Below are 26,029 nucleotides of genomic sequence, written 5' to 3' on the forward strand. Positions count from 1 at the left end.
AACCGATCAAGGAGCTGAGAACGCCGATATTATGATGAGCACACTGGAGACGATGAGGAAGCAGCAACAGGATTTCTTCATTCACGGGAAGGCGTATATTCTCCACAAGCTCTCTCAGAAAGGGGAATAGATACCTTTTTTTAAAAAAATATCAACTACTGGAAAATACTTCGCACTTGTGATGCTTTTGGTGCAGAGTATCTTCTTCTGTCCACCATGCCATCGCCATTCGAAGCGGCGATTGCGGCGCGGCACGAGGGCGGGATTCCTGCATGAATGGGCCCGATGCGATTCGAACGCACGACCTCCGCCTTGTCAAGGCGACGTCATAACCAACTAGACCACGGGCCCCCGTATCGGCAAAGCCGCTTTTAATATCTGCGCCCCGCGCTTATAAATCTAAATGCTATGGGTATCCGATACTATCCGGTATCAGTGAAGAGTGGGGGGATTCGCGATCATGAAGAACGATAAAGAAAATTACGACTTAATCGTTGTTGGCGCGGGTCCTGCAGGCTTGACTGCAGGCATATTCGGTGCGCGGAGCGGTCTGAAGACGCTCGTGCTTGACCGGGGTATCTGTGGCGGGTTAACCAACGAGGCCACGCTGATCGATAATTACCCGGGGTTCCGGCGCATTGGGGGGATGGAGCTGGTGGAGCTGATCAAAGCGCAGACAGCAGACTACACGGAGATCAAGGAGCTGGAAGGCGTCGAAGCGATTGAGCCGGCTGGGCACGCAGTGCGCGTCGTTACAGAAAAGGGCGCGTATCGCACGCGCGCGATCGTGCTCGCGACGGGAACGAAGAAGCGAAAACTGGGTGTGACGGGCGAGGCGGAATTCCTTGGCCGCGGCGTTTCTTACTGCGCGACCTGTGATGGGTTCTTCTTCAAAAATAAAGCGGTTATGGTCGTCGGTGGCGGCGACTCGGCGGTCAGAGGCGCGTTATATCTGCAGAACCTCGGCGCAGAGGTCTCTTTGATACACCGGCGCGCGGAGCTCAGGGCTGAGCAGTACTTACAGACGAGTATGAAGAAGGCAGGTATACACATCTATTGGGATTCCATCGTGAAGGAGATACGCGGCGAGAACGTTGTGCGCAGCGTGCTTCGGTACGATAAAGCGCATGATAAAGAAGAGGAAGTCCCGGTCGATGGCGTTTTCATCTATGTCGGTGAGGAACCAGCCAATGCCCTGGCTCAGCAACTGCAGGTAACGCTCGATGCTTCTGGCTACATCAGCACCGACCGGGGGCAGCGGACGAGCAGGGCAGGTATCTATGCGGCCGGCGATGTCACGGGCGGTGTGCGGCAGATCGTGGTGGCGTGTGCCGAAGGCGCGGTTGCGGCCTCTTCTGCCCATGACGACCTTGTCGGATGACGGTCTCAAGCGATCGATCAAGCGAGCGATCGCGTGAGTGAGTGAGTTAGTGAGTGAGCAAGCAAGCGAGCGGAATAAAAATGCGAGCCCGGAATCGAAAGATACGTGAGATCGGAATCGACGAGGCGGGGAAAGGCCCGGTTATTGGCTCGCTGTTCATCGCCGGCGTCCAGTGTTTTGACGGGCTCGAACTGCTGGGTGTGCGCGATTCGAAGCGGTTAACTCCTGCCCGGCGTGAAGCGCTTGCCGCACAGATCGAGGCCGCGACCGAGGTGTTTGTGGTGGAGATGCGTGCGCATGAGATCGACGAGCGGCGCAGAGCGCGGACGATGAATGAGATCATGGTCGAGCGGTTTGCCGACGTGCTTACGCATTTTCTCGCGGATCGCGCGATCGTGGATGCCGCGGATGTGAAGCCCGAGCGGTTCGCCGCGAATCTGGGTGCGTGTTACCGGAATGCCTGCGGCGGTGAGATCGCGCTCATCTCAGAGAACAGGGCGGATGAGCGTTATCCGCTCGTCAGTGCTGCATCGATCGTTGCCAAGGTGCATCGGGATCGCTCGATACGCGCGCTCGAAGCGGAACTCGGGTGCACGATCGGGAGTGGCTATCCGTCCGACGCAAAAACAATCCAATTTCTACATACGCTACAGAAAGACCATGATTTTGACGACCTGCCCCACTACGTGCGCAGATCGTGGCGGACGGTTCAGTATTTATATACTCACAGCGGCTTTTAAGAATGAAATGGTGACCCCTAAGGCGGAAACGGAAGAGGGGAAGCATCACGAGGGGAAGGAAGAAAAAGATACCGATGATTATAACGAGACGGTCAAGATATGTCCTGAATGCAGCTCAAAGAATCTTATACGGGATTATGGCAGGGCGGAGCTCTTCTGTGCTCAGTGTGGTCTCGTAGTCGCAGAGAATATCGTTGATCTCGGGCCTGAGTGGCGTGCCTTTGATTTCGAGCAGATCTCAAAACGAGCGCGAGTCGGTGCGCCAATGACCTATCGAATTCATGATAAGGGCTTGAGCACGCTGGTTACCTGGTCGCCAACGGGTCAGGGCCAGTACAAATTAAAGAAATGGCAGCAGCGCACGCACATCGCGAACACGACCGAGCGGAGTTTCATCTTCGCGCTCTCGGAGATCGATCGAATGGCCTGCGCGCTCAAACTGCCGATGAACATTAGGGAAGCGGCATCGATGCTCTATCGGAAAGCGATGCGGAAACGGCTCATTCGCGGCCGGAGCATTGAGGGCATCGCGACGGCGATCCTGTACATCACCTGCCGGCAGTACGGCGTACCGCGCACCCTGGAGGAGGTCCGGGACATCTCACGCGTGGGTCAGAAAGAGATTAGCCGGGCCTATCGGTTCCTCTTACGCGAGCTGGATCTGAAAGTATCGCCCGCTTCTCCCGTCGATTTCGTGCCTCGGTTCTGCTCGTTGCTCGATTTGAGCGGCGATATCCGGTCCAAAGCGATCGAGATCATCAAGCGCGCGACAGAGGAGGAACTGACCAACGGACGAGGCCCCATCGGCATTGCCGCGGCTGCTATTTACATCGCAGCGATACTCGGCGGCGAGCACCGCACCCAGAAAGAGGTCTCAGATGTTACCGGCGTGACCGAAGTGACGATCAGGAACAGATATAAGGAATTGTCAGAGCAGTTGGACATCGACGTGCTGCTCTAACACGGCACACGCAGCCTACCTATCTATTAACCGAAAGCGCTTCCCGCAAACGTCTCATCACTGGTAAGGAGCGCTCGTGCCGCGAGCTTCGCAACCCGCAGGGGCTCGGGTATCTTGCCGTGGGTCGTGAATCGTTTGAGGAGGCGCACGGCATCGGCCTTCTCCAGACCCAGGAACCGTATCAGATCCTCATATTCGTCCTGTATGATCACGGGTGTTCGAGCGCCCAGCCGCTGATAGGCGGCGAGTCGTACGTCCCGATCGGCGGCGTCGAAGTGCCGGGCGATGTGCGCTTCCAGACCCGCCGATTCATCATAGGTCACGCAGATCAGCGGAATCAGCAGCTGCTCATAGACGTTCGTTAGATCAATGATATTGAACCAGCTGATAACGCAGCCGTTGAGCATGAGCACATTGAGGTCATCGCGCTGGAGCGAAGCAACGAGGCGCACTACCCCTGCTGTCGCGTCCATGCCCCCGACGGTGATGCGCGTGAAGCCCATGCCGTCAATGACCAGATCGGATCGCATCACAACGCCGGCGAGCACCGACTGCTCATGATCGCGCCGGAAGCTCTCGGCAATGCCCAGTACACGAATCCCTTTCTTATCCGGATGGAGTACCATGCATGAATTACACGTACGGGGTGCGCTCCCGCTCTTTTTGCTCGCGGTACCGCCGCCTGAAGCCGGGTTCGGCTTGCAGTCGCTCGAGCTCGTAATCCAGCTTCTCATCAAGCCGCGCCTGCTCGCTCGAGATGTACTCTTTGCAGAGTTTGTGCGTGGTATCCGAGGAGTACTGCTGCACACCAGCCATAATAATGGACAGATCAGCTTTCTGAGGCGCGATCAATCCGAAAGGCACGGGCGAGCCCCGGCCCATGAGCGCTTTGAGCTCCTCATCGAGCTTGCCCACGTCCAGGCCAAACCCGATCGCCTCGCTACCGCTGGTCTGCTCGAATTTGAGCTGCCAGATATGATCCGAGCTGGAGACGAACATATCGTGTCGCCCCTTTGGATTACGGCCGCTGAGCACGCGCCAGTCCGCCCTCTGCTTGCTCCTGTCCCAGTGCTCTTTCAATTTGCGGGTGATCTCCGCAGACGTCTGGATTCCCATGGTACCTACGTACGTACGTACGTGCCTCATTTAGTACTAGCGCGTTACGCACATAAATTTCTAGTCAGAACCGCTACGCTCTTACAGCCTGAAGAATAGAACCGAACCATGCTCGCGATCATCCTTGCAGGAGGCCACAGTAGGAGGTTACGCGCCGAGGAGCGCGAAAAAGCGTCATCACTATCGGTAGTTCGAGCAGCGGAAACGCGCGCAAGCTCATCGATATCGTTGTGGACAGTGTGCAGGGCTCACGGGTAGCCGAATTCTGCGTGGCGGTCACCCGGAATACGCCAAAAACCGCGAATTACTCTGAGAACCGGGGCTATAGCACAATCGAGACGCCCGGTGCGGGCTATATTGAGGATGTATGGTTCCTGCTCCGCAGCTATCCCGAATTTATCTCCATTACCTGCGATCTCCCGTTTGTGCAACCCGCGCATATTAACGCGCTCATCGACGCGTACGCCGTGCATCAGCTCAGTATCACCGGTGCCGTTCCGGTGGCCTTGTTACCTGCGGGCTTAACGCCCAGACATGCGTTCGCCCATAACGGCATGCCGCTCGTGCCCTGCGGGCTTAACGTGGTAACGAGCACGCACGAGTCAGTACCGTACATCTTCGACGAGCCGCTGCTTGCCGTCAATGTGAACACCAGGGAGGAGCTGGCACTGGCGAGGCGACTGGCGAGACACAACTACTGAAACCGCGTGGTGACGCTAGCGGAATGTTCGCCGCTGCACCATCACGCAAACGCCATATACGAATTTGATACCGTTCCGTTTGCAGAACGCGATTGCCTGCTCGGATTCCGAGCCCGGCTGCATCCACACCTTATCGATCCCCAGTGATTCGCATTCGCGCACGACCTTCTCCGTTAGTTCTGGCGGAACAACGGTCTCAACAACCGCGGGCTTCTCCGGGAGGTCGCTCAGTGAAGGATAGCACCGATCGCCCAATAGCTCATCGAGATTCGGATTCACTGGATAAACGGTGTAGCCCGCCTCCTTCAGGTCTTTGTAGACTTTATGGCCAAACTTCTCAGGATTGCCGGAAGCGCCGACGACGGCGAAGACGTTCTCTTTCCGTAGGAATTCCGTAACGAGCTCTGCGTTCATCCAGTCTCCAAAACGGGCTCCTGGTAATGATAAAGCGTGCCCTCGTGCAGCACCGCCCGGATGTCGTTCCGCGTCGCCCGTCGCACGACCCCTTTCACCGGATCCCGAACATGCCGCATATTCGCCGTTTCGGTGCTGATCACCACGAGATTCGCCCGCTTGCCTTCTGCCAGTACCCCTACCGTTTCTGCTTCATGTAACACCTGAGCAGCGTTGAGCGTGCACATCCGCAACACCTCCGTGTCATCGAGTCGAAAGAGTTTCGCGATGAACTCCATCTCCGTCAGCATATCGGGCGTATTGAGCATGACGTTATCCGTGCCGAGAGCAACGGTTAATCCCGCATCAAGCATCTGCTTCACCGGCGGCAGGCCTAGCCCGTTGACCAGATTAGCCCGAACGCAAACCACAGCAGCTATACCCTTCTCCTGCATCCGCTTGAAATCCTGAGGCGATGCCTTCAGTAAATGCACGATATAATCCGGCTCGAGCGCGAGTGCACCGTCAATATCATCTGCGGTCCGTTCACCAGCGTGCAGCGCGAACAGCTTGTCCCGGCACTTCACTTCTGCAGCTACCGTCTGCAAATCCTCCCGATCATGGTCTGCAACACTTGACATCCCCATACCATCAACCAGTGCGAAAAGCGCGTCAAGCTCATCCGCGCTCATACCATCCGCAGGCCTGCCCAATATCTTAGCACGCGGTTTTACACCACCGGTGTCGAGCTGTAACGCCGCTCGCAGCGCGTTCGCGCCACGAATGCCGCCCTCGCGGAAGTCCGCAAACAGCTGCGTGCCCGTAGCGAACATATCCGCAAGGGTCTCACGCATCGCGGTAACCAGCTCAGCGTAAGGCGTCTCCGCCAGTATCCGGTGTTTGAACCCCCCGGGACCCACGAGCTGCGCCAGCGGCAGAGCCGGTGGTTCCTTCGCTACGGTATCACCGATGTGCGTGTGCGCGTTGACGAACGCGGGGAGGATAATGCCAGAGAGTTCCGATTCCAGGTTCTCCTCGCTGAGCTCCTTGATAACGCCCTGCTCAACCACGATAGAGCCCTCTACCGCGTCAAAATCATAGCCGCGCACCACAATGCCCGAAAGTATCAGCTCACCTCGCTGCATCCAGCTCTACCACACCAAGTGTTGAAAGAACCGCAATGAGAAATACTTTCCGCTCTGTCCGGCTTCATTTGCCCGGCCGCAGGTTCAGGATCTGCGTTCCCGCGTTATCCGCAGATCCAGGACGACATGGTATTTCCGCGGACCGACCGAGCGGACAATCCGCTGCTCCTCGCTCGTTATTCGTAGGGACGCATCGAAAGCAGCGGCGATGAGCTCTTCCGCGCGTGCAAAGGGGACCGTAAACAGATCACGCGTGCTTCGCCCACGCGCCACGGCATAATAGTGGATCGTTCCCGCTTCTCGCTCTTCATCATCCCCTCCTTTCCACAACCGTAACGCGCGCACCGCGGCGGGTAAGAACGCATGGGCGGTCTCCGGCAACGGCATGAGCACACGGTCTACCCGGCCCTGCAGCTCAGCAGCCACTTTCACGGCATCGCCCAGAATAGGGATCACGCGTCCTTCGACACGGTTCAACGCTACATTCTCCTGCAGGTATGCAAACGCATGCGGATTCACATCGACGGAATAGATCGTGGCCTGCGGTTGCAGCTTCGCGATCAGAATAGAGAAGCAGCCGACCCCGGCGAACAGGTTGAGTACCGTTTCAGCTGGCGCGACCTTCCGGGCAATACGCATCCGCTCGTACGAGAGCCGCGGCGATAAAAAGACCTGTTTGAGGTCCGCCTTGAAGCGGCAACCGCTCTCACAATACGTGGTCTCCAGACTCGGGTCACCCCAGATCACCGTGAGATCCCGTGTCCGATAGCGCTCATCGGTCTGGGCGTGGAGTGGCACGGCCGCGATAGTGCGAACCTTTGGATAGCGCGTATGAAGCGCTTCCGCGATATGCAACTGCGCAGCCTGCAGTTCCGGCGGGATTCGAATAACGATGACCTCACCAATGCGGTCGAACGAGGTGACCAGCTTCGCGATACTGCGCTCGTCGAGAATTTCTGCCAACGCGTTCTTTAACTTCATGAACCGGTGCGCTCTGCGCGGCACGCGTCGCGAGCGACTGAGGGTGAGATACGCCGTTAAGTTAAATAAGATTGGCGAGATAGAACTGTATTGATCATCGTTTTATTACCGTAAAAAATGGCAGAAGAGTATTTCGGCATTCCACGCGACATACAGGCGTTCTTTGAGGACGCGTACGGCAAGACGCTGCTGATCAAGGGTCCGCCGGGTACGGGCAAGACCGCCTTTGCGCTTACCCTGCTCAGCATGCTCAAGGGAAACGGTGCGTACCTCGCTACACGCGTTGACCCCGAGACCTTATACCAGCAGCATCCCTGGATCAGAGATAAAATCGCCGCGGAGAACATCGTTGATGCTACCCAATCGGAGCGCGAGCGCGCGATAAAATCGCCCGGGGTAACGATCAAGCCGCTCAAATACAGCAACGTCCCCGATTTCCTCAAGGCCGTCTATACGCGGACGGAGCAGATGGAGAGCCCGATCATTATCATTGACTCATGGGATGCGATCGTTTCCTACACCGGGTACTATGAGCCGCGTGAGCGTGAGAAACTGGAGCACAACCTCTGCGATTTCTCGCGGAAGATGCGAACGAAGATCATACTGCTCGCTGAATATTCCGGTCAGACCGCACTCGATTACCTCGTTGATGGTGTCGTGCTCGTTGAGAGCGATATGAACCGCGAGCGCCGTTTGCGACGGATGGTGATGCAGAAGCTCCGGGGGATTCAGATCACCAATCCCGTTCGCCTCTTTACGCTCGATCAGGGTATCTTCAAAGCGTTCGCGGAGTTTAAGGCGCACATTCCGGTGAACCGCGAGAATCCTGCTGTCCCCGAACCGCTACCCGATCTCAATGAGCTGCGGATCTCAACCGGAATACCGAATCTTGACCCGGTGCTTGGCGGGTACGGCAGTTTCAATCGCTTTGACGGTGACTATGTGCCCTATGACCTCCTGGCACGTGCCGTCTCCGTCAACGCGCTCAACCTCGGCCGGGAACTTGTGCTCACCTTACACGAGCAGTTCGAATTCGTCGCCAGAATAGCGCCCTTTGTCCAGCCAGCGCATAAAGAGAAGATAAAGTTCGTCGAGGACCTGAAGGATTTGCCGGCGAAGATCGGAGGCGACCGAGCCCTCGTTCTCCTCAATCTCGAAGGCGTTGCGAACGTCGATCATGCGGTACGGGCGGTGCTCACGCCGATAAAGGAGCGGCGGTGCGTGGTACTCTGCTACGGCTGTAATGGTGGCGGACAGGGAAAAGATCTGCGTTCCATCACCGCGACCCATCTCAAAGCCCGGTTCATTTCCGGCGTGCCCTGTCTCTATGGTGTGATGCCGCGGACAGAATATTTTGGCCTGGAGCTAGTACCTGCAGCTCATCAGCACCGCTTTCCCCTCATCGCGATCACGCCAATTGTATGATGCCGACAGAGCTTTTCAGTGTGGGCTTCTGCGCGACTATTCTCTGCTACGCCTGCTACTCTGATCTCAAGACGAGAACGGTGAGCAATAAGCTCTGGCTGCTCCTGCTCGCAGTGGGTCTCCCTCTTGCGCTCTATAACGGGTATCGTAGCGGTGTGCCGTTCCTCATCGGTCTCGGGTACTCCATCGGGTTCACGACTCTACTCGCCTATCTCTTCTTCTACCTGAACCTCTTCGGTGGTGCGGACGCCAAAGCCCTCATGGGTATCGCCCTGCTCATCCCTACGAATCCCCTGTTCGCTGCTCCGATCCCGGATCCATTCCCCTTTGCCATCACCACCCTGTTCAACGGTGCAATGCTCTCCGTGCTGGTCTTCCCGCTCATGTTTCTCTATAACGTGGTAAAGCTACCGCCATCAGAGCTCAGGGCGCATCTTGGCCTGGCATTCGTCGGGTACAAACGAAGCATTGATACACTCGCGAGTGCAAAGCGCACCTTCCAACGGCTACTCCACTCGTATGAGCTGGATGAAGAATCAGGAGGTGAAACGGTAAGGCGGGCATTCGTCATACGCGGGCTCGAGATTGATGAGGACGCGATACATGAGCTCAAAACGTATCACGAGCAGGGTAAAATCGGGGACGCCGTATGGGTCACGCCGGGATTGCCTTACATGCTCTTCATCACGGCAGGGTTCTTCTTCGCCTTCTTCGCAGGCAATCTGCCGTTCAGGATTATACTGGCATTCCTGTCGTCACTATAGCGATGTAAGCAAAAGCGAGCACCAAAAAGCGCGGTTACCTACTTCTTCGGGAGCGAGAAGTAGATGGTCGTGGTTTCTTCGCTCTCGTTCTTCGTCCAGATCTTACCGCCTAATTTATCCAAAATCTTCTTGCAGAGGTTCAAGCGCAAACTGGTGCCGTCATAATCATACGGGGACAATTGCTTGGGCGCGGTGAGAATATCGCTCAAATCGTGCTCCTTGAGACCGCTCCCGTTACTTCGTACGGAGAAGAGAGATTCTCCCGCCTGCTCCTGAGTTTCAATGATGACAAGCGGTCGCGCGGAGAGGCTGATCCTCAACCCGGTTTCAATGAGATTGATGAACAGTTCTTTAATCCAGACCCGCTGCGTGGAGATCATGGGTAAGTTCCCAGCCACGATTTCCGCGCCTCGACCCTCAATGAGCCCCCCAAGATCAGCTGCAATCTCATCCAGTAGCTCGTTCAGGTCAACCATCTCAGACTCATGAAATCGACGCCCGACTCGGGTCAACATGAGCAGGTCTTCCGTCAACGTGACCGTTTTCTCCGCCGCCTTCTGGACGCTGACCAGGTACTCACGACCCACCTCATCGAGTCGCTCGCTGTACGTGCCCAAAAGGAGCGCAGAATCGTCCAAATCCCGCGTTACCCGTTCGAGTTCGCGCAGGTAGATCTCCACTTCGTCTTCCAGGCGTTTTCGCCGCGCCAGAATCTTACATTCGCGAATTGCTCGTTCCGCGCGCCAGGGCAGCTCGTGTAGCTCTTCCGGGGTCTTCACCACATAATCTATGGCACCGGATTTCATCGCGTGCACCGCCAGCTGCTCGGAACCCACGCCGGTAATGATAATGAGTGGAAAGCCCACTTCTTCAGGACTCATCGCACCCCGCGTCAGATCCAGACCAGTGCCATCGGGCAGGAGGTAATCCGCGATAACGAGTGCGGGCGATTCAGACCGCTTCTCCAGCCAGGCAAAGGCATCGCCGAGATTCAAAACGTGCTGCACATCCCAGAGCGGGCCGATATCCTCGAAAGCCCTGCAGATCAGCTCAGCATGCGAATCGTCATCCTCAACCAGCAGGATCGTCTTCCGCGTCGCGCGCTTTTCCGCATCCTTCGCATCAGTCACGATATCGCGCTTCCCCGAATCCTTTCCTTGCGCTTCCCCAACAAGATACGCCACGTTCATCGCGATTCCAAACCGATCTCTAAAAAATATAGGGTTGGTATACATATAAAATACTTCTGCAGACCGTGGCTTCATCCCAAAAGTCGGTACCGTGAGGAGATACCTGCACCCCAGCAACCTTTGAAAGGCAAAGGTAAAGCGGAATGAAGGCATCGCTCCCACCGAGGACGGCAAAGAGGTCCCGTTTACCCACTGACTCCGCCTTTGCACGTCCGTTTTGATGCGCATCCGCACGGCCTCTTATCTCGTCACCTTTTGGGGATGAAGCCAAAAAAACAAAAAACCGAAAAACTTTTAAGGTGAAAGACCAACGGACAGTAAGTGATAGCGACAGTACCATGCACAATTTGCTTCGTCTCGTGACCTGTTCCAATCTGCGGAAAGATTTGCTGCTCTCGTTGCGGGTGGGGCCGAAACCGCTGAGTGAATTCCGCAACGAAATCAATGTGAGCTCCACCACAGCGATCCATGCGTTGAGAGACCTTGAAAGGGGTAATCTCATTTTTCAGGACGATGCACGGAACTATGCCTTAACGAAAATCGGTGAGATCATGGCCCTGAAATTGGAGGATCTTTTGTGTGCCGTCGAAGTGCTCCAGAAACACGAGCGGTTCTGGCAAGAGCACGATCTCACCGATATACCCCCACCGTTACTCGATAAGATCGGTGATCTCCGCAAATCAATGCCGCTTTTAGGCACGACAACCGATCTCTTCAAGTTGCATGCTACCTTTATCCAGGTGCTCGAAACTGCGCACGAGGTGAAAGGGATCTATCCGATCTTCGACCTTGAGTATCTCACCACTATTCGAGACCTTGTGAAGCGAAAGGGGGTTGAGGTGGAGCTCATCGTCACCACTGAAGTTTTGGAGAGCATAGGTGGCATGATCGAGACGGAAGAGCTCTTTTACGACTTTCTTGATGAGCCGAACCTCACGCTTTTCACCAGTGAGCGACCCCTGAAACTCACGCTCACCCTAACGGATTGTGTCTTTTATCTCGGCTTATTCGCCCCCGATGGCCTCTATGATTTCAATCGTGCATTGATCAGTGATGATGCCAGGGCGCTCGGATGGGGGCGGTCATTATATGAGCATTATCGACAGCGTGCCAAGTTGATGACGGAATAGTATTACGAGTCCGCGCTTTTTGAGATTAATTGGCTGAATTGGGCAATATTGCTGAGAGATAGCTTTAAATGTTTGGATTGATAATATATTATACTTCTAGCCTAATTTATCTCCGGAGGTACCGAACATGGGCGCCACAATAGCATTCTGGAGTGATTGTATTAGTTATGCAGTCGTAGCATCTCCACTCTTCGTTATTGTCTCATTCGCTACGATTGGGTTTGGATTGAAGTATATCGACGATGCCTTTGACGAAGACCGATTTAGTAAGACGACTGCAAAACTCCTCGCACCTATTTTAGTCCTGCTCTGGATCAGCGTCTCACTCTTCGATCCCGTCTCCGCGACCGTTTTATTTGCCATACTTATTGCCGTGCTGCTCTCGGGGAAAGTGGATAACCGGATATTTAAGCTCAGTGCCCTTGCGCTGATCGCCGGGGTGGTTCTCACGCAATATGCGCACTTCTCGTGGGTGCCGCTGGCCGTTCTCACCGTCCTGGGGGTTACGGACGAGAAAGGCAATGATTATGTCGATCTTCATGAAACCGGCGGACTTCGGGAGTTCTTCTTCGCGCATCGCTGCAGCATGAAGCTAGGCGCCCTGAGCCTCTGCATCGCCTCATTTCTCCCCTGGCTCTATCTTGTTGCGTTCCTCGCCTTCGATACCGCGTATGAACTCATCAAACTCATCGATTATCTCCGCGTGCCCGCTATTGACACTAAAGTGTGGCGATTGCCGCTTGCCCTGATCCTCCTGGGTAAATTCAAGTGATTCTGGACGTCGTGTCGTGCGAGGCGCGTGCACACTGCGTGGTGGCCACCCAGCATTGGTGTCCCGTCATCAGTCCAAACGAAGAGCACGTCTGCTCGGCGTACCTTGAAATAACTTCTCTATATGCACTATAGACTCCTTCTCAACGCCCGATAATATGAGGATATTATCAAAATGCTTTTCCACCTCCACTCGTCCCACTTTCTTGAGTAAATGGGAGTGAGGAGCAAGAACGAAAACGGTTGTGCAGTTCCACCGTTTCAAGCCCTCGAGCTGATTTTGCAGGAGCCCATGCGTCTCTTCCGGTTGGTAATATTTCGCAAAATCGTCATATACGTCAATAATAACGATTCGTGGAAGAGTTCTTGACTGGCTCTTGATCACCTTCACCAGGCTCCGTTGAAATAAAATTTTATTGAGGGGCACGAGCATATGCTGCTCATACTCGATCAGTTCGGAGATGCCCTTCTCTTCATAAAGTGGCTCATAGAGATCGAGAATGGTGACTCTATCCATCGAATCGAGCTCCATGAGCAACTCGCCCTGTATCTGCCGGTACGGGCGTTTCGAAGTAGCATAGATGATGCTCGTCCCCTCAAGGAGGTTTCGCTTCATGAGCGAATGAATCATCTTCTGTTTTGCTTTCGTTTCTTCGGCGATGAGCAACGTACTACTCCCTTTCACCAAACCGCCAGCCATGATCAGGTTAAGTTCTTTGATGCCGGTGGAGATAATATCAAAGACCTCGCTGGCCGCGAATAGGGCATGAGTACTTATTTCGTCTTTTACCAGCCCCCGGAGGAGACAGCGCTTGAACGGGAACTTTTCACCGATAGCTTCAAGATATAATTTGAACATTTCCAGGAATTTATCTCGGCCGAACCGTGTGCCCTCTATCACGCGAATCTCTTCCGCTTCAAGCTTGATACAGGCGAAGAATTCATCCCGTCTCCGCAATCCCTCGAAGATCATCTCCTGCTCGCTCGTCGGAATGAAGGTCCTGAGGTGTCCGAAGAGATCATTAATGGATTTTTCGAGGAGTAAGGGATAGTAAAGATCTTCCTCGAATTCTGAGCTTAATTCCTTAGGGAGCTCTACGATCTTTTCCTTGAGGATCTTTACTATCTCTTCTTTTATTTCCGCATGGGACGTGCGCTGAAGTGATATCCGCTCCTCAACATTGAGCTTATGCATCTGTAAAAGCATATTTACTGCTACCGTCACTCTTGTCGCGTCATCTAGCGCAGTAAGATCAAATGAACGACGTACGGGATCAAATTTGATTTTTGTTTGCTCAGTCTTACTAACTAACTGGGCTACAGTTCTTTTCCAGAGATCTTCTAAATAATCTATTCTCAAAAAGGAGCGCGCATGGTAATTCAAGAGATCGACAATGTCTACTTTTTCCTTTTTTCTTATTTTTGATTTCTCTGCTAATGTCCATGTAGATACTATCTCGATTATCAGGACGATAAAATAACCGACGAACGCAATGTTGTGATACTGGAATTGCTGCATCTGCATGCCGGCAGCAGAGTATATGAGGTAAACCAAAAGAAAAACAATAAATGCGAAGATGTAAGAAAGCTCACTCCATATGTTCTTCTTCATGATTTCCTCAAATCCTTTATGTGTAATGCTTAAATACGTGCCAAAGGAGATCAGGAAAAAGGCAACGAGAAAGAGCAAGATCGGATTGGGGAGAATCACTGGACTAGCAAAGGAAGGGTCACCCTCATAAATAAACGAAACACCAAAGAATATAATGAATAGACACGAGTAAAACGCGATACTGACTTGAACTATATCAATCTTATTGATAACGGGTCTTATTTTTTGTTCTACAAGTATTGATCGTAAATCAAGGGCAAAGAAAAGGTAAAACAGGAAAGATACGCATCCGAAAAGCAAACCTAACATTCTTGCGCTATCCGTTGCAGTATCCCATAAGAGGGTAATGAGGCTTACCATGTAGAACGTTACGGCTAAGTGGACAAACAGTCCGAACCTTAGAAATTGCCAATAGATCAGTTTTGTCTTGGCATAAAGCAGCCTCATAAAAATAATGATGAAAATAATGGCAACTGCTATGGGCAGCGACAAAATGGGGACAATGTAATATGGTATTGTTTGATAGATGACGAAATTTGGATGCACCCGTGAACTGAAGTATATTGATACCGACAGGAAAAATAAGGTGGCGATTGCCGTTACTTTCGCAATGTCGAAAGGCATTAAAACTTTCCATCGTGGCTCGAGAAGGGCGGGATACTCAATGACAAATTGCATGAAGTATAAAATGGTAAAAATGAAGAAAATTGGGTAGAGCATTATGTCGTAGTACAAACTCTTTTGAGTTACTATATCGAGATAACGAAATATATAATAAACAATAAAACTGATTGATAGTAGATATGAAATCATCCCAATACCGCCTATAAAAAAGGGCTTACGTACAAATCCTAGCTCGATGTAGCCTTTTGAAATGTAAAGTAGGATTGATGAATAATGTAAAACAATGAGTATAGAAAAGATAATAAATAAGAACAGCACAATAAAATGTGGGGATAATGGATACTTTATTGTGTAAATTGTATTCGAAATAAGATAGAGTGCTATTACAAAAGCGGCATAATAAATGAGGCACTTTTCACGGGACAACTCTATCTTTTCCTTTATTATGGGGGTAATCAAATAATAGAGTGCTATGTTGGCGAGATAGTGGGTTGCGACGTCGAAAACGGCTGCGAAGACCAGGATATAATGTGCTACGGCCGAGGCTTGGGCTAATTCATAGAGCAGTGAGGCTGTGACTAGGGTTAGTACAATACCTAAATAATTAGCATTTCTCAGACTGTTCCATAGAGTTGAAGATGATACTCGTTGGATTTCCTTGAGCATGATGAACATCGTTGCATGATAGAGGGCCATGAATATGACGAAGAATTGGACGAAGAGCGGCACATCTTCAGCGTAGGCAAGGTACGATGTAGCTGTAGCGGTATTGAGTAAGCAGAATAACATGAGCACCGTAAGTGCACCTAAGACGGCTCGTCCATTACGCACCCAAAAGACCTCCATTATGCTACCCGTGAAGTCTCGTGAATTAGGTGCAACCATACTACTCTGTTATCACCGTATACCTTTAAAAAGATTACTATTCGTTCACATCTTTCTCCTACTCAGAAACCAGTAGAAAGCCGATTTTTTATGCTCTCGTAGTCCAGGTCTGCGAGGCTTTCCAGCGCGTCAGGTGAAAAGATGCCGGCCGAGATGCCGAGTCGTAATAAGTGTCGCGTGGCGGATGAGGACGTGCTCAGCCCATACAAAACCTCCAGAAACGTGTCTGATTCTGAGAAGAACGAACCGAGTTTATCGGCAATGCGTGAGGGATAAACCTCCAGCGTGGCAGTACCAAAGACGGCTTCAGCAGCCGTTTGACCTGCAATATCGCCGCAGATTATACCCGGCAGAACGCCCTCAACAAACGGTTTGAAGTTCTGATTTGCCGCATCGCCCGTCAATATGATATTTCCGTACTGCCATCGATCCGAGAGATACTGTATGGGTGCCCAACCGCTCTTCTCGCGAACCGTTTCAGCCTGCTTGAGCTGCCTCTTCACCACAGATAGCTCCAGAAACTCCTCATAGCAGCTCTCGAGCTTCCGCGTGGCAAAAAGCGAGCCAACACCAACATTCGCGCGATTACGGGCTAACGGGAAGATATAGCCGTAAGCGCCGGGTGAAAAATCGCCGAGATAGAGTTGTTCCAGCATCGGCTTGTACAACTCCAGATTCATCAGCTCGTAGCTCAGGACTTCAACACAGTTATTCTCAACTTCGATGAAGCCCAATTCGGCGAGTACGCGTGAGTGCACGCCGTCCGCAGCGATCACGACTCGCGGTGTGATCTCAAGCACTGCACCACCGTGGGTTCGCACGAGTGCCTGGGTAACGGTGTTATCATCCTCGAGTGTCAAATCGATCAACTCGGTCGCGAGCTTCAGTTCGGCGCCCGCGGATACCGCTCCGGATGCGAGCCAGGTATCAAAGTTTACCCGATCAATCGCATAACCCGCCCATATTCCGCCCGTTCGCTCGACGGAAAGCCCATCAGCCCAGAAGAGCATGCCGTTGATCTTCCAGACCAATTGTTTTTCCGGGATTCTGTAGGGTAAGTAGGGTATGAGATACTCGCCGATTGCTTCCGCACACTGGACGGGAACGCCGATCTCTTTCTTCTTCTCGATGAGCAGTGTGCGAGCGCCTGCGGAGGCGGCGGCGCGTGCCGCACTGCATCCTGAGGGCCCCGCTCCGACGACGAGAACATCGCATTCCGTTTCCTGCATCCGTTTGTAGTTTCGAGAAGCGGCTTATAAAGATTGCGGAATTTAATCACGCTGGATAGCGTTCCGTTTTGCGCGGTCGTGAGTGAGCGAGCGAGAACAGATGACTTTTTTTTTTTCGACGGCGCTGTCAGGTTAGCACCAGAACCGATGAAAATGGTGAGTCAAACAGCCCTCAGCGGCTATGTGCCCAGTTTCGATTCTAAAATGTTGCTGACGTTCGTTAAGCAGCGTGCCCACTCGCGGTGGACCTTCTCAGCAGACAAATAGCGGGTCGATGCGAGCGGGTTGGGCGGGAAGAAGTGCCATTCTTCGGTATTTTGATTGACGATCTCAATACCGGATCGTGCGGGATCATCGCCAATCTCGGTGCCTAAGAAGGGCACGAAGAGAAACGGTGCAGGAGTTTCCACCAGATCTTCTTCAAGTAATTTACCCGCCAGTCGAGTTAGAGCCTGTAATCCCTGGTCGGTATCCTCAGGCAGACCGAAGATATACCCTCCATCCACGTGAATGCCCGCGGCCTTGGCGGTCCGTAAGTAGCGCATCAGATCATGACTTCTGTAGCTCTTATGCACGGAATCCAATACTAATTGATTCACCGCTTCAATACCGCAAAAAGCGCCGCGACAGTTCCCGTCGTACAGTGTCTGCAAAAAAGGCTTGGTGAAATCATGTAATGCGAGCTCACAATCCCAAACAATCTCCAGCCGCTCCTTCCGAACACCCGCGCAAATCTCGGCCACCCAGCGTTTGTCGAGACCGAAATTGAGGTCATAGATATGGACGCTCGTCGCGCCCATCTCTTCGAGCCGCGCAAGCTCTTCGACCACTTTTCCCGGCTCTCGTGCTCGCCATACTCGTTTCCAATAGCCTGGTGCGTTGCAGAAAGCGCAGCTGCCCGAACATCCGCGGCTTGCATAGATCAGATCAACACCGCCATTCAGGGCGTACAAACGTGCTAGGGGGTAGTTCTCCCGATCTGGCAGCGGCAACGTCGTCACATCCATGAAGGGGCGATCCTCAGTGCGAAGAAGTCGTCCTTCCTGTATCCCTGAGAGCCCGCGGACACTCTCCACACCATTACCGCGCATGAGTGCTTGCACGAGCGAGAGGAGCGTCTGCTCGCCTTCGCCACGTACCACAAAATCGACTAATGATGTGGTGAGGATCTCGACATCACGTGTCGTCGCACTTACACCGCCGGTAACCACCGTGATCGTTTCGTTATAGCGCTTGGTGACACGCGCGATATCGTAGAGTTCGGAGAGAAAGCAATCTTCCATACCATTGACTGCCACGACCAGAGGATCCTCCTTCTGCAGTGCGGCGAGCAGCGCCTCATGCTTGTCCTTACCTTCACAACATTCCACGGTGAGATCAAGGAAACTGGTAGCTACCTGGTGCTCCTTAAGGTATGCGGAAAGCAAAAGCAGTGCAGTCGGCGGCACGATCGTCCCTCGCGCAAGCCCTACCAATTCCCGTTCTTCTGCAAATTGCAGCATTAACCGCTCGTAGCGGTCGAACTCAGGGTGCACCGGGATGTTGAAGATGTTGGGATACACAAAGAGCACATCCGACATATTGCCTTCACCCTGACCCTTACGTTATACCGGTGACGTCCAGCTCCAACCCCACGACGGGATGGTCGAGGCCGAAGTTGCTGATCACCTCGGGATGGAGCTCGCCAAAGACGCCGATGCGCGCACCATGCGTGACGATGTCCGCTCTCCGGCCGTATTCGAAGAACGCGCCGTCATGCGAGTTCATGACCTCAGCATCCTCCAGGCCCAGCTCCCGGAGCACCGCGTCCGCGACCGATCGCACCTCGGCGAAGTTTGCGGTGGCGTGCGTGGCCACAGCAGCAAGCATGAACCGCTCCGTGAAGTTCCGGACGACCGGGCCGACCTCGAAGATCCGCTGCGGGAGGTCGCGATGCTTGTTGATCACGAGAATCTCCAGCAAATTCGGGAGGATCGAGCACCGGAGCATCGTGTGCTCGATACTGATGGGAGCGGCGACCGGTACTTTCTCGATTGCACGCTCATCACGCCGCATCAGGGTAAACTGCTTCCGCTCGGAGGTCAGCGTGAAGGTGACCACCTCAAAGTAGCCCAGGCCGATCATCAAGCTCCGCACCGCCGCGTTCTTCGCCTCTATTGGATGCACCGCACCGATAGTGAGCGTAGCGGGCAGTTCAGGCGCGAGTTTGTTGTACCCGTACCCGATCGCGATATCTTCAATGATGTCCCAGGGATGGATGATATCGTAGCGATAGGCCGGGATCAGAACCTCGAGGAGCTCCGTGTTCTTGACCGTAGCGCCGAGACCCATGCGCTCGCAGCACGCCTTACAGCCCTCCGCGGTCAGGTCGAGCCCGATGAGTGCGTTGGCCTCCTGTACCGAGACCTCCCTTGCAACGGGCTCTAAACTGGGCGTTTCGCGCGTCCCACGCTCATCAGGGTAACGGACAACTACCGATTGGAGCTCCCCGCCACGCTCAGCCAGCGCCGTTGCGATGATGTTGAGTGCGATCAATACGTGATCGGTCAGGCCCGTCACATCGAGAAAGAGCTCCTCGGTCGTTTCAGTCACCCGGGTCAGCTCGCCATTGATGATCGGGGGAAAGGAGAGCACGTTACCCTCAGCATCGAGGATCAACGGATACCGGTCCTTATCCGCGAGTATATACCGATAACCGATCCCCTTCGGATGCCGCTCGAGGATCTCCGCCATGGTCATCTCCACGTCGTAATCGAGCGGGACAAACGAGAAGCTCGGATCCGCCGCGAGGTACGTAAATGGTGGCTTCACCCTGGACAGATCGTGCACACCGATCGAGACATTCTTACGATTACGGCCCAGTCCGCGGTGTAACTGCTCCTGCAGGAGCATTAACGATTCGATGCTGCGTGAATCGAACTGTAAATTCCTCACCACGCCGCAGACAATAAGCGGTCGCACCGCGAGCACCGACGGCTCAACGGTCAGCTCGATGCCCGACGGCTTCACCGCATAGGTCGCGAGGCCTGGCTCGAGCTCCAGGAATTGCCGTAGCGTGCGGGCAACGCCCTCTACACTGAAGAGGTCCGGGCGGTTGGGGAAGAACTCGACGTCCATGTACTCCGCGTCCATTCGCTCAACATCCGCGCAGAGCAGCGGTAGCTGCTCCTCAATTCGCGCGACGCTCACGCCAGTGAGAGCCGTCAGATCATCGTAGTACAATCGTATAACGGGCATATCCTACTTCTCCTATAGCATAACGGTTCATAAAAAGAGTATTACGATTTTTATCCTGTGCTGCACAGCGATCGCACCTGATTGGGATCAGAATCGCGGGTTTACAGAAGGAGGGACAGAGCGAAGAGCAGCGAGAAGACGCCGACGACATCGGTTACACTGGTGATGAGCGGGATGGTATCGTTGTCGGGATCCAGGCCGAACCGGAAGGAAAGAATAGCAATGTAGTAGGATGCGAGATTGAGGAAGGTCGTGCAGAGAAGGCCGCCGATCAGCGAGATCATGAGCATCGTGAGCAGGTGCGGCGAAGGAATACCGAGCTGGATACTTGCCGCATAGGCGAGTACACCGACGAAGAGGAACAGGAAGAGCGCGAAGCAATAAATAACGAGGAAATTCGAGAAGACGAGCCGATCAGGCAGGGATTTCGGCTCCACAATGCCGATATGGAGCATGGAGGAGAGGCGTGCACTGAGTATGCCGCCGAGCGCATTGCTCTCGCCGAGGAAGGGCGGGTAGAGTATCAGGATGGCAGGGAGCGCGATGAGGCTCTCAAGTTGCACATTTAACGTCAAGCCCGCGATCGTGCCCAGCAAACCGCAGATAGAGAGCATTGGGATACTCTCCTTTAAAATTCGTTTGATCGCGGCATCGTTAGATCTGAGACCCTTCAAAGTCCATACAATGGCCGCGATAACGAAGAGCAATGACAATAGCTCTACAGGAGTTACGAGCTGTCCAAGGTTCCACTGACTGCTTGCAGCTTTCAATCGCAGGAGGAAGTGCGCGGCGACGAACAATGCGGGGATGGTGAGCATGTCCCCGGCAGAGGTGATAATGGGTGACGACATATTGTCCAGATCCCACCCGCGGTGGTAGCCGAGGACCGAGATGAAGATCGCGATCCCGAGCAGCGCGATGCCGGAAATCAGTCCTGCAACGACCGATATGAGCACAAATCCGTAGAGCGAGATATAAGCGATCTGCGAGGCACCAAAGGCATGTGCGGCGATCTTCGCCAGAAAACCGAGGATGACCGAGAGGACGAGTGTGAGGATGAGCGAGGTGTACGCATTCTGGTAAAGCACGCTGCCCCGGCTCAGATTTGGGGCGAACAACCCGAGATGCATGGACGTGCCCAGGCGCGATACGAGCGCGCTATAAATGTTGCCGCGCATCGCAATCGCCGGTGGAATAAGGATAAGGAGGCCTGGCAGCGCCTGCAGCAGCCCGGTCATGAAGCTCAAGCCAATGCCCGCCAGCAGCCCGGTAAAGGAGCAAAAGAGGAGTGAGAATGGCGCTTGCCGGAACAGATCAGAGAAATCGTGAAAGAAGGTGAATGCACGGCTGAGCGGGGTCTTCAAAGTGTTCATTCCCGAATCCCTGCTCTGCATGCTCATACGTACTGCTCCCCCTCGCTCCATATATATATCGTTCGTGCCCGCGCACGCTCTTACGGCCCGTCTGTGATGAAGCGACTCCGAGACCGTTATTCCTACCGTTATTCTGACGGATTCTGCTTCGAGCGCTCAAGCTGCAACTACCAGGTGGCTTTGGTTCTGCTTCGCTTTCCTCTTCACGTTGGTGCATGGACAATTACGCTCTTATCTTAACTGCACACCTTCTTTATGATGGCAGAATAAAAATGCCTGCGGGTGATGGGGAACTGGCGGAGATACGGAAGCGGATCGATGAAATAGACGATACGATTGCCGATTTGCTCGCCCAGCGGATGTACTATGCGAACGAGGCGCGTGCAGAGAAGGTACGCATGAACCGGCCGATCGTGGATGAGCAGCGCCAGACCGAGGTCATCACGAAATGGTCTGAGCGTGCACGGAAGCCTCGCGGCTCGAAGGCGTCGCTGTTGAGCGAGGAGCTGCTGGAAAAGCTCGCCGCACTGATTATTGAGTACACGGTAAAAGCGGAGCTGGAAGATCGTTAACGTGAGCACGAAAGGGTGTATGATAGTAACGACGTCGAAAGGCCTCACGGTAAAAGTGCGACCGTTTGAGGAGGCGGACATCAACCGGGTGCTGGAGATAGAGATGTCGTCGTTCCTGGAGGGCGATGCACAGCTCTATCTGGAATTACACGAGGAATGGCCGCAGGGCTTTCTGGTTGCGGAGCTCGAGGGCACGGTCATCGGCTTTATCGTGCTCGTTTTCACGCCAGAGGGCGATGGGCGCGTCTTTGCCCTCGCCGTTGATGCGCGATATCGCGGCCGGGGCGTTGGTCGGCTGCTCTTGAAAGCAGCCTTTAACACGCTGCGTAAACGGAAGATCGGGTACGTGCGGCTCGAGGTGCGCTTGACCAACCACGTGGCCCAGCAGTTGTACCGTAGCACGGGCTTCATGGAGATCGGGCTCGTGCCGTACTATTATAAAGACGGCGAGGCCGCGATCATGATGCGAAAGGTCTTGTGAAAGCCCCCTTCCGGAGGAAAGCGTTGCGCTGATCGAGAGCGAAGATTCTTTCCCTCACACGTTTCAGGCCAGCGTGGCGATGACGGTGAGAAACACGGGCCCGCGTATGTCTATCTTCCGGTTCGTCGAGGTGATGTACCGCGCAGCCACATCGTCAATCATGATGTTGATGTCCGCGCCGCTCCGGACGATCTTTACGTTTACCGTAACCGTTTCGTGCTTCGTCATCTCGCCCGTTTGAGCCGCATTCTCGATCGTAGCGGCGGCGAGAGCGGCGAATGCGTCAAGGTACCGGATATTCGTGGGTACGCCCTCTTCGAACTGTTTCGCCCATTTCTCGATCCGCGGGAGGCCTTGTACCGAACCCTCAAATACCACGAGCTCGTTCTGCGTTGCGGGTCCGCAGAGCCGGGTGTTCTCCTCGGGCTCGATCACCTTCACCTCAACCTGCTTCCCGCAGAGTAGCCCGCTGTACGCGAGGAACTCGCACGGCGATTCCGTACTACCGTGGTCGTCGCAGACCCGGACGATGCTCTGCTCGATGGCAGCGCCTTCAGACGTTTGCGGCGTCTTCTCCAGCCTGATGAGTTCCGCAAGCTCGAGATCACTCAGCACAACGGGCGCGTGAAATTGCGGGAAGACCAGTGCCCTTACATCATCCGCCTCGTGCACGATCATCGCCAAGCGCTCGACGCCCAGCCCGAGATTCATGATCGGATAGGGAATATCATACTGAGCAAGTGCGGTAGGTGAATAGATCCCGAAGGTGGCCAGCTCGACCCAGCCAAGTCGCGGATGGTGGCAGAAGACCTCTGTTTGGGTATCGGGCATATAATACTTTGATCGCTTCTCGTCCGGTCGGAACTTGATCTTGCGAAAGCCGAACTGAGAAAGCAGTCCAGTAGCCACTTCTTTGCCATCATCGAGGCTCACCTGGCCGTCTTCGTTGCTGAGTACGCAGGAGGCGGAATGGTAGCTTCGCAGCCGTATCTCATCCTCGCGCTGCTCGCGACGGAAGCAGCGATCCACGGAGAAGAGTCTGATCGGTAATGGCTTTTTATGCACGAGTTCGGCGAGCGTCAAGAACCAGCCGGAGGTCATGTGACTCCGTAATGTCGCGTTCGAGGCGACCGGCACTATCTCCCGCAACTCGGGGAAGACGGTATCCAGCACCTTCGTCACCTGCATGTCCTCGACGCACAAGCTCTGCGCCAACGCGTACACGAGATCATCGCCACCAAGTTCACCACGCTTATACCGGTGCAAGGTCTCGCGAAGCTCAGCGGTCTCCGCTTTTGAGAGCTCCTTCTCAAATTGTACATTCATACGCTGTATGCGCTCATCAGAGATACCGATGTCCGGCCGCGGCAGCCCGGCGAGATAGTAGCAACGGTCCAGAACGGCCAGCGCCTCCTTGCCAAATTGGCGCTTCACGTCGTCCGCCTCGATAATCACCGGGTTGATCATCTCCTCGAACCCGAGCTGTAAATAAGCCTCACGCAGTGCCTGGATGGTCTCGAGCACCGGATGGGGCTTGCCCCATCGCGCCAGTCGTAACGAACGCGGATAGCCTTCGTTCAGTCGTCGCTCGCTTGCATACTGGACGCCGCGAATCCATGCACCCTCAAAATCCGCGCTCGTTTCAGCCCGGATCTCTTGGGGATCAAATTTCATCGTTCTTTCCTTGCCGCTTCATTAACGCCTTATTCGCTCCGAATATACTTTAGATTAGTATCTAAATAGGGAGTAGATATAAGAGCGACTATGCCGGGCGATTTTGCAAGTGTTCTGGAGATACTCCTGGTGATTCTCACCGCTATGACTCCTATTAGCGAGCTCCGGGGGGCTATTTTACTTGCGCTTCAGCTGGGAATGTCGCCGGTTCAGGCATATATATATTCGGTGTTCGGGAACATGCTGCCGGTCATACCGCTGCTCCTCTTCCTTGAGCAGGTCTCGAACTGGCTGCGGCGGTACCGGATCTTCGATCGATTTTTCGACTGGCTCTTCGCGCGCACACGTCGCTACAACGCTCGCATGGAGAAGTACGGCGCACTCGGCCTCGCATCCTTCGTGGCTATTCCGCTGCCCATCACGGGCGCGTGGACCGGCTGTGCAGTCGCCTTCGTCTTCGGCATTCGGTTCAAATATGCGTTCCCAACGATCTTTGCGGGCGTGCTAATCGCCGGCGTGATCATGACGCTCTGGTATATGGGTATGCTGGTGATTTTTTAGCGTTACGCAGAAACGAGGATTTATCGCGTGAAGCTCACGTTTTTAACACCCCGAGCCAGTGTTTTTGTAAGATAAAGAATGGAGCTCGAGTTCGAAGACGGGAAACGAATACGGTTCGCGCGCGAGCTCTTTGAGCTGGATAAGTTCGTGGTTGAGTTCGTCCGCATTCTTCAAAGACTGGGGATACGGTACGTGGTGTCGAGCGGTTCTATCACCATCCTTTTCGGACGGACGCGAACAACAAAGGACATCGATGTTCTCAGTGAAAAACGCTCCAGCAGTGATATTCGCCAAAAAAGAGCAATTAATTCCGAATATCGAGTTCAAATTTGTCAAAGATGATGTTGATTATTACAGTCTTACCGAAGCGATGGAGGTTATGGTACGTGATACTACGCTGAACATCTCTCCGTTGGAACTGCAGATTGCGTATAAGTGTTCCGGGGCTCGGAGAATGATCTGGAGGACGCTGCGTTTTGGTTTATGCTCTTTAAAGAGCATCTTGATTTTAAAAAACGTATCAAGTTCCTGAACAGTTTCGGGATTGATGATACGATTGTCAAGGAGTATCTGAAAGGCGTGCAATGAACCTTGATCTGAAAGAGCTGGAAGCGAAGAAGGAAGCGAAATCGGAAGGAGCGCTTGAAGTTCAGCGAGCTGCAGATGGAATGGCTAAACGCACGCCAAATGCAGTTTGTTCAAAGCAACAGGCGGCGCTTATCAATGCGGTCCTCGCGAGCGCGCCGCGCTCTGGAAAAAGAAAGGAGCGTGGAAAAGAGGTCTAGTTCCTGGGTGCCGACTGACGCTGGCATCAACCAAAAATCTACGACCAAAAAACGTCGCGGATGACTTTTATACCTGAGCCCACAAGAGATGAACGAGCGCGCATGAATCGGGCAATAGATCTTATACTCAGGATCGTTGTTTCGCTTGCGATCTTCATCGTTGTCATGTTCTTCGTCGCCTGGTTGCTCGAGGATGTTATTTACTTTTCGCTCTTCATCGGCATCCCCGCGGGTCTCATCAGTGCACTGATTGCCTTCGTGGTGCTTACCCGCTATCGCGGCAAATCATAAACCGAGT

26 protein-coding genes and 1 tRNA gene are annotated in these 26,029 nt (G+C 53.9%); 14 read left to right on the forward strand and 13 right to left on the reverse strand.

Translation table 11 applies throughout. The features are described from left to right. Window positions 1-277: 277 nt before the first annotated feature. A tRNA-Val gene (locus tag ENN68_00735) sits at window positions 278-351 on the reverse strand. Between the two features lie 109 nt (window positions 352-460). Here ENN68_00735 and ENN68_00740 point away from each other — a divergent pair. From ENN68_00740 to ENN68_00750, 3 genes are all read left to right on the forward strand, one after another. Next, window positions 461-1,381, forward strand: a complete 921-nt coding sequence (locus ENN68_00740; GenBank protein ID HDS44622.1) for an FAD-binding protein — start codon at window positions 461-463, stop codon at window positions 1,379-1,381. Window positions 1,382-1,482: 101 nt separating this feature from the next. Continuing rightward, on the forward strand, window positions 1,483-2,121 hold the full coding sequence (locus ENN68_00745; GenBank protein ID HDS44623.1) for a ribonuclease HII: 639 nt from the start codon (window positions 1,483-1,485) through the stop codon (window positions 2,119-2,121). Between the two features lie 7 nt (window positions 2,122-2,128). Continuing rightward, window positions 2,129-3,082 carry a transcription initiation factor IIB gene (locus tag ENN68_00750; protein HDS44624.1) on the forward strand — a complete coding sequence of 318 codons (954 nt, stop codon included), beginning with the start codon at window positions 2,129-2,131 and terminating at the stop codon, window positions 3,080-3,082. A 26-nt stretch (window positions 3,083-3,108) separates the two neighbouring features. Here the strand turns inward: ENN68_00750 and ENN68_00755 are convergent, their stop codons facing one another. Together ENN68_00755 and ENN68_00760 are read right to left on the reverse strand one after the other, a co-directional pair. Further along, window positions 3,109-3,708, reverse strand: coding sequence for a DUF99 family protein (locus ENN68_00755; GenBank protein ID HDS44625.1), 600 nt, complete (start codon window positions 3,706-3,708; stop codon window positions 3,109-3,111). Between the two features lie 7 nt (window positions 3,709-3,715). Then, a complete protein-coding gene (locus ENN68_00760) occupies window positions 3,716-4,198 on the reverse strand; it encodes a hypothetical protein (GenBank protein ID HDS44626.1) in 483 nt (160 codons plus the stop codon). A 176-nt stretch (window positions 4,199-4,374) separates the two neighbouring features. Here ENN68_00760 and ENN68_00765 point away from each other — a divergent pair, with 176 nt between their 5' ends. Further along, entirely contained in the window at window positions 4,375-4,899 is a 525-nt protein-coding gene (locus tag ENN68_00765) for a GTP--adenosylcobinamide-phosphate guanylyltransferase (protein HDS44627.1), read from the forward strand. A gap of 15 nt (window positions 4,900-4,914) precedes the next feature. Here ENN68_00765 and ENN68_00770 read toward each other — a convergent pair whose 3' ends face one another. The 3 genes from ENN68_00770 to ENN68_00780 all read right to left on the reverse strand — a co-directional run bounded on the left by ENN68_00770 (window position 4,915) and on the right by ENN68_00780 (window position 7,418). Beyond that, window positions 4,915-5,313: a CoA-binding protein gene (locus ENN68_00770; GenBank protein ID HDS44628.1), complete on the reverse strand. Its 399-nt coding sequence runs from the start codon at window positions 5,311-5,313 to the stop codon at window positions 4,915-4,917. After that, complete coding sequence (locus ENN68_00775) at window positions 5,310-6,437, reverse strand: hypothetical protein (GenBank protein HDS44629.1); 1,128 nt, start codon at window positions 6,435-6,437, stop codon at window positions 5,310-5,312. The genes ENN68_00770 and ENN68_00775 overlap by 4 nt, the downstream gene beginning before the upstream one ends. An 84-nt stretch (window positions 6,438-6,521) precedes the next feature. Further along, entirely contained in the window at window positions 6,522-7,418 is an 897-nt protein-coding gene (locus ENN68_00780) for a class I SAM-dependent methyltransferase family protein (GenBank protein ID HDS44630.1), read from the reverse strand. 117 nt (window positions 7,419-7,535) lie between these two features. Between ENN68_00780 and ENN68_00785 the strand changes: the two genes are divergently transcribed. Both ENN68_00785 and ENN68_00790 read left to right on the forward strand, forming a co-directional pair. Then, window positions 7,536-8,843, forward strand: coding sequence for an AAA family ATPase (locus tag ENN68_00785; protein HDS44631.1), 1,308 nt, complete (start codon window positions 7,536-7,538; stop codon window positions 8,841-8,843). Beyond that, window positions 8,840-9,607, forward strand: coding sequence for an A24 family peptidase (locus ENN68_00790; GenBank protein ID HDS44632.1), 768 nt, complete (start codon window positions 8,840-8,842; stop codon window positions 9,605-9,607). The genes ENN68_00785 and ENN68_00790 overlap by 4 nt, the downstream gene beginning before the upstream one ends. 38 nt (window positions 9,608-9,645) lie before the next feature. Here the strand turns inward: ENN68_00790 and ENN68_00795 are convergent, their stop codons facing one another. Next, complete coding sequence (locus ENN68_00795) at window positions 9,646-11,025, reverse strand: response regulator (protein HDS44633.1); 1,380 nt, start codon at window positions 11,023-11,025, stop codon at window positions 9,646-9,648. A gap of 110 nt (window positions 11,026-11,135) precedes the next feature. On the opposite strand from ENN68_00795, the gene ENN68_00800 reads away from it, so the two are divergent. Both ENN68_00800 and ENN68_00805 read left to right on the forward strand, forming a co-directional pair. Beyond that, the gene (locus tag ENN68_00800) at window positions 11,136-11,927 is read left to right on the forward strand and encodes a winged helix-turn-helix domain-containing protein (protein ID HDS44634.1); all 792 of its coding nucleotides are present in this window, start codon (window positions 11,136-11,138) and stop codon (window positions 11,925-11,927) included. A 127-nt stretch (window positions 11,928-12,054) separates the two neighbouring features. Further along, window positions 12,055-12,699, forward strand: coding sequence for a hypothetical protein (locus ENN68_00805; protein HDS44635.1), 645 nt, complete (start codon window positions 12,055-12,057; stop codon window positions 12,697-12,699). A 69-nt stretch (window positions 12,700-12,768) separates the two neighbouring features. Here the strand turns inward: ENN68_00805 and ENN68_00810 are convergent, their stop codons facing one another. The 5 genes from ENN68_00810 to ENN68_00830 form a co-directional block, all read right to left on the reverse strand. Further along, complete coding sequence (locus tag ENN68_00810; GenBank protein HDS44636.1) at window positions 12,769-15,819, reverse strand: hypothetical protein; 3,051 nt, start codon at window positions 15,817-15,819, stop codon at window positions 12,769-12,771. A 62-nt stretch (window positions 15,820-15,881) separates the two neighbouring features. Further along, on the reverse strand, window positions 15,882-17,048 hold the full coding sequence (locus ENN68_00815; GenBank protein ID HDS44637.1) for an NAD(P)/FAD-dependent oxidoreductase: 1,167 nt from the start codon (window positions 17,046-17,048) through the stop codon (window positions 15,882-15,884). Window positions 17,049-17,227: 179 nt separating this feature from the next. After that, on the reverse strand, window positions 17,228-18,628 hold the full coding sequence (locus ENN68_00820; GenBank protein HDS44638.1) for a B12-binding domain-containing radical SAM protein: 1,401 nt from the start codon (window positions 18,626-18,628) through the stop codon (window positions 17,228-17,230). A gap of 19 nt (window positions 18,629-18,647) precedes the next feature. Beyond that, window positions 18,648-20,285, reverse strand: a complete 1,638-nt coding sequence (locus ENN68_00825; protein HDS44639.1) for a phenylalanine--tRNA ligase subunit beta — start codon at window positions 20,283-20,285, stop codon at window positions 18,648-18,650. Window positions 20,286-20,386: 101 nt separating this feature from the next. After that, window positions 20,387-21,709, reverse strand: coding sequence for a hypothetical protein (locus ENN68_00830; protein HDS44640.1), 1,323 nt, complete (start codon window positions 21,707-21,709; stop codon window positions 20,387-20,389). A gap of 164 nt (window positions 21,710-21,873) precedes the next feature. Here ENN68_00830 and ENN68_00835 point away from each other — a divergent pair, with 164 nt between their 5' ends. Together ENN68_00835 and rimI are read left to right on the forward strand one after the other, a co-directional pair. Further along, window positions 21,874-22,230 carry a hypothetical protein gene (locus ENN68_00835; protein HDS44641.1) on the forward strand — a complete coding sequence of 119 codons (357 nt, stop codon included), beginning with the start codon at window positions 21,874-21,876 and terminating at the stop codon, window positions 22,228-22,230. A gap of 19 nt (window positions 22,231-22,249) precedes the next feature. Continuing rightward, window positions 22,250-22,711, forward strand: coding sequence for a ribosomal-protein-alanine N-acetyltransferase (gene rimI / locus ENN68_00840; protein HDS44642.1), 462 nt, complete (start codon window positions 22,250-22,252; stop codon window positions 22,709-22,711). 63 nt (window positions 22,712-22,774) lie between these two features. On the opposite strand, the gene ENN68_00845 is transcribed toward rimI, so the two are convergent. Further along, a complete protein-coding gene (locus tag ENN68_00845; protein ID HDS44643.1) occupies window positions 22,775-24,385 on the reverse strand; it encodes an O-phosphoserine--tRNA ligase in 1,611 nt (536 codons plus the stop codon). A gap of 90 nt (window positions 24,386-24,475) precedes the next feature. On the opposite strand from ENN68_00845, the gene ENN68_00850 reads away from it, so the two are divergent. From ENN68_00850 to ENN68_00865, 4 genes are all read left to right on the forward strand, one after another. Further along, window positions 24,476-24,946 carry a ligand-binding protein SH3 gene (locus ENN68_00850; GenBank protein HDS44644.1) on the forward strand — a complete coding sequence of 157 codons (471 nt, stop codon included), beginning with the start codon at window positions 24,476-24,478 and terminating at the stop codon, window positions 24,944-24,946. A gap of 78 nt (window positions 24,947-25,024) precedes the next feature. Beyond that, window positions 25,025-25,288, forward strand: coding sequence for a hypothetical protein (locus ENN68_00855; GenBank protein HDS44645.1), 264 nt, complete (start codon window positions 25,025-25,027; stop codon window positions 25,286-25,288). A 242-nt stretch (window positions 25,289-25,530) separates the two neighbouring features. Continuing rightward, on the forward strand, window positions 25,531-25,731 hold the full coding sequence (locus ENN68_00860) for a hypothetical protein (protein HDS44646.1): 201 nt from the start codon (window positions 25,531-25,533) through the stop codon (window positions 25,729-25,731). 102 nt (window positions 25,732-25,833) lie between these two features. After that, entirely contained in the window at window positions 25,834-26,022 is a 189-nt protein-coding gene (locus ENN68_00865; protein ID HDS44647.1) for a hypothetical protein, read from the forward strand. Window positions 26,023-26,029: the final 7 nt, after the last annotated feature.

This window comes from Methanomicrobia archaeon, from assembly GCA_011049045.1.
GTDB lineage: Archaea > Halobacteriota > Syntropharchaeia > Alkanophagales > Methanospirareceae > JACGMN01.

Coding starts and splice junctions, on each gene's coding strand:
- ENN68_00740 (HDS44622.1), top strand. CDS start 461: ATGAAGAACGATAAAGAAAATTACGACTTAATCGTTGTTGGCGCGGGT.
- ENN68_00750 (HDS44624.1), top strand. CDS start 2,129: ATGGTGACCCCTAAGGCGGAAACGGAAGAGGGGAAGCATCACGAGGGG.
- ENN68_00755 (HDS44625.1), bottom strand. CDS start 3,708: ATGGTACTCCATCCGGATAAGAAAGGGATTCGTGTACTGGGCATTGCC.
- ENN68_00760 (HDS44626.1), bottom strand. CDS start 4,198: ATGGGAATCCAGACGTCTGCGGAGATCACCCGCAAATTGAAAGAGCAC.
- ENN68_00770 (HDS44628.1), bottom strand. CDS start 5,313: ATGAACGCAGAGCTCGTTACGGAATTCCTACGGAAAGAGAACGTCTTC.
- ENN68_00775 (HDS44629.1), bottom strand. CDS start 6,437: ATGCAGCGAGGTGAGCTGATACTTTCGGGCATTGTGGTGCGCGGCTAT.
- ENN68_00780 (HDS44630.1), bottom strand. CDS start 7,418: ATGAAGTTAAAGAACGCGTTGGCAGAAATTCTCGACGAGCGCAGTATC.
- ENN68_00785 (HDS44631.1), top strand. CDS start 7,536: ATGGCAGAAGAGTATTTCGGCATTCCACGCGACATACAGGCGTTCTTT.
- ENN68_00790 (HDS44632.1), top strand. CDS start 8,840: ATGATGCCGACAGAGCTTTTCAGTGTGGGCTTCTGCGCGACTATTCTC.
- ENN68_00795 (HDS44633.1), bottom strand. CDS start 11,025: ATGCGCATCAAAACGGACGTGCAAAGGCGGAGTCAGTGGGTAAACGGG.
- ENN68_00800 (HDS44634.1), top strand. CDS start 11,136: ATGCACAATTTGCTTCGTCTCGTGACCTGTTCCAATCTGCGGAAAGAT.
- ENN68_00805 (HDS44635.1), top strand. CDS start 12,055: ATGGGCGCCACAATAGCATTCTGGAGTGATTGTATTAGTTATGCAGTC.
- ENN68_00810 (HDS44636.1), bottom strand. CDS start 15,819: ATGGTTGCACCTAATTCACGAGACTTCACGGGTAGCATAATGGAGGTC.
- ENN68_00815 (HDS44637.1), bottom strand. CDS start 17,048: ATGCAGGAAACGGAATGCGATGTTCTCGTCGTCGGAGCGGGGCCCTCA.
- ENN68_00820 (HDS44638.1), bottom strand. CDS start 18,628: ATGTCGGATGTGCTCTTTGTGTATCCCAACATCTTCAACATCCCGGTG.
- ENN68_00825 (HDS44639.1), bottom strand. CDS start 20,285: ATGCCCGTTATACGATTGTACTACGATGATCTGACGGCTCTCACTGGC.
- ENN68_00830 (HDS44640.1), bottom strand. CDS start 21,709: ATGGAGCGAGGGGGAGCAGTACGTATGAGCATGCAGAGCAGGGATTCG.
- ENN68_00835 (HDS44641.1), top strand. CDS start 21,874: ATGGACAATTACGCTCTTATCTTAACTGCACACCTTCTTTATGATGGC.
- rimI (HDS44642.1), top strand. CDS start 22,250: ATGATAGTAACGACGTCGAAAGGCCTCACGGTAAAAGTGCGACCGTTT.
- ENN68_00845 (HDS44643.1), bottom strand. CDS start 24,385: ATGAAATTTGATCCCCAAGAGATCCGGGCTGAAACGAGCGCGGATTTT.
- ENN68_00850 (HDS44644.1), top strand. CDS start 24,476: ATGCCGGGCGATTTTGCAAGTGTTCTGGAGATACTCCTGGTGATTCTC.
- ENN68_00855 (HDS44645.1), top strand. CDS start 25,025: ATGGAGCTCGAGTTCGAAGACGGGAAACGAATACGGTTCGCGCGCGAG.
- ENN68_00860 (HDS44646.1), top strand. CDS start 25,531: ATGAACCTTGATCTGAAAGAGCTGGAAGCGAAGAAGGAAGCGAAATCG.
- ENN68_00865 (HDS44647.1), top strand. CDS start 25,834: ATGAATCGGGCAATAGATCTTATACTCAGGATCGTTGTTTCGCTTGCG.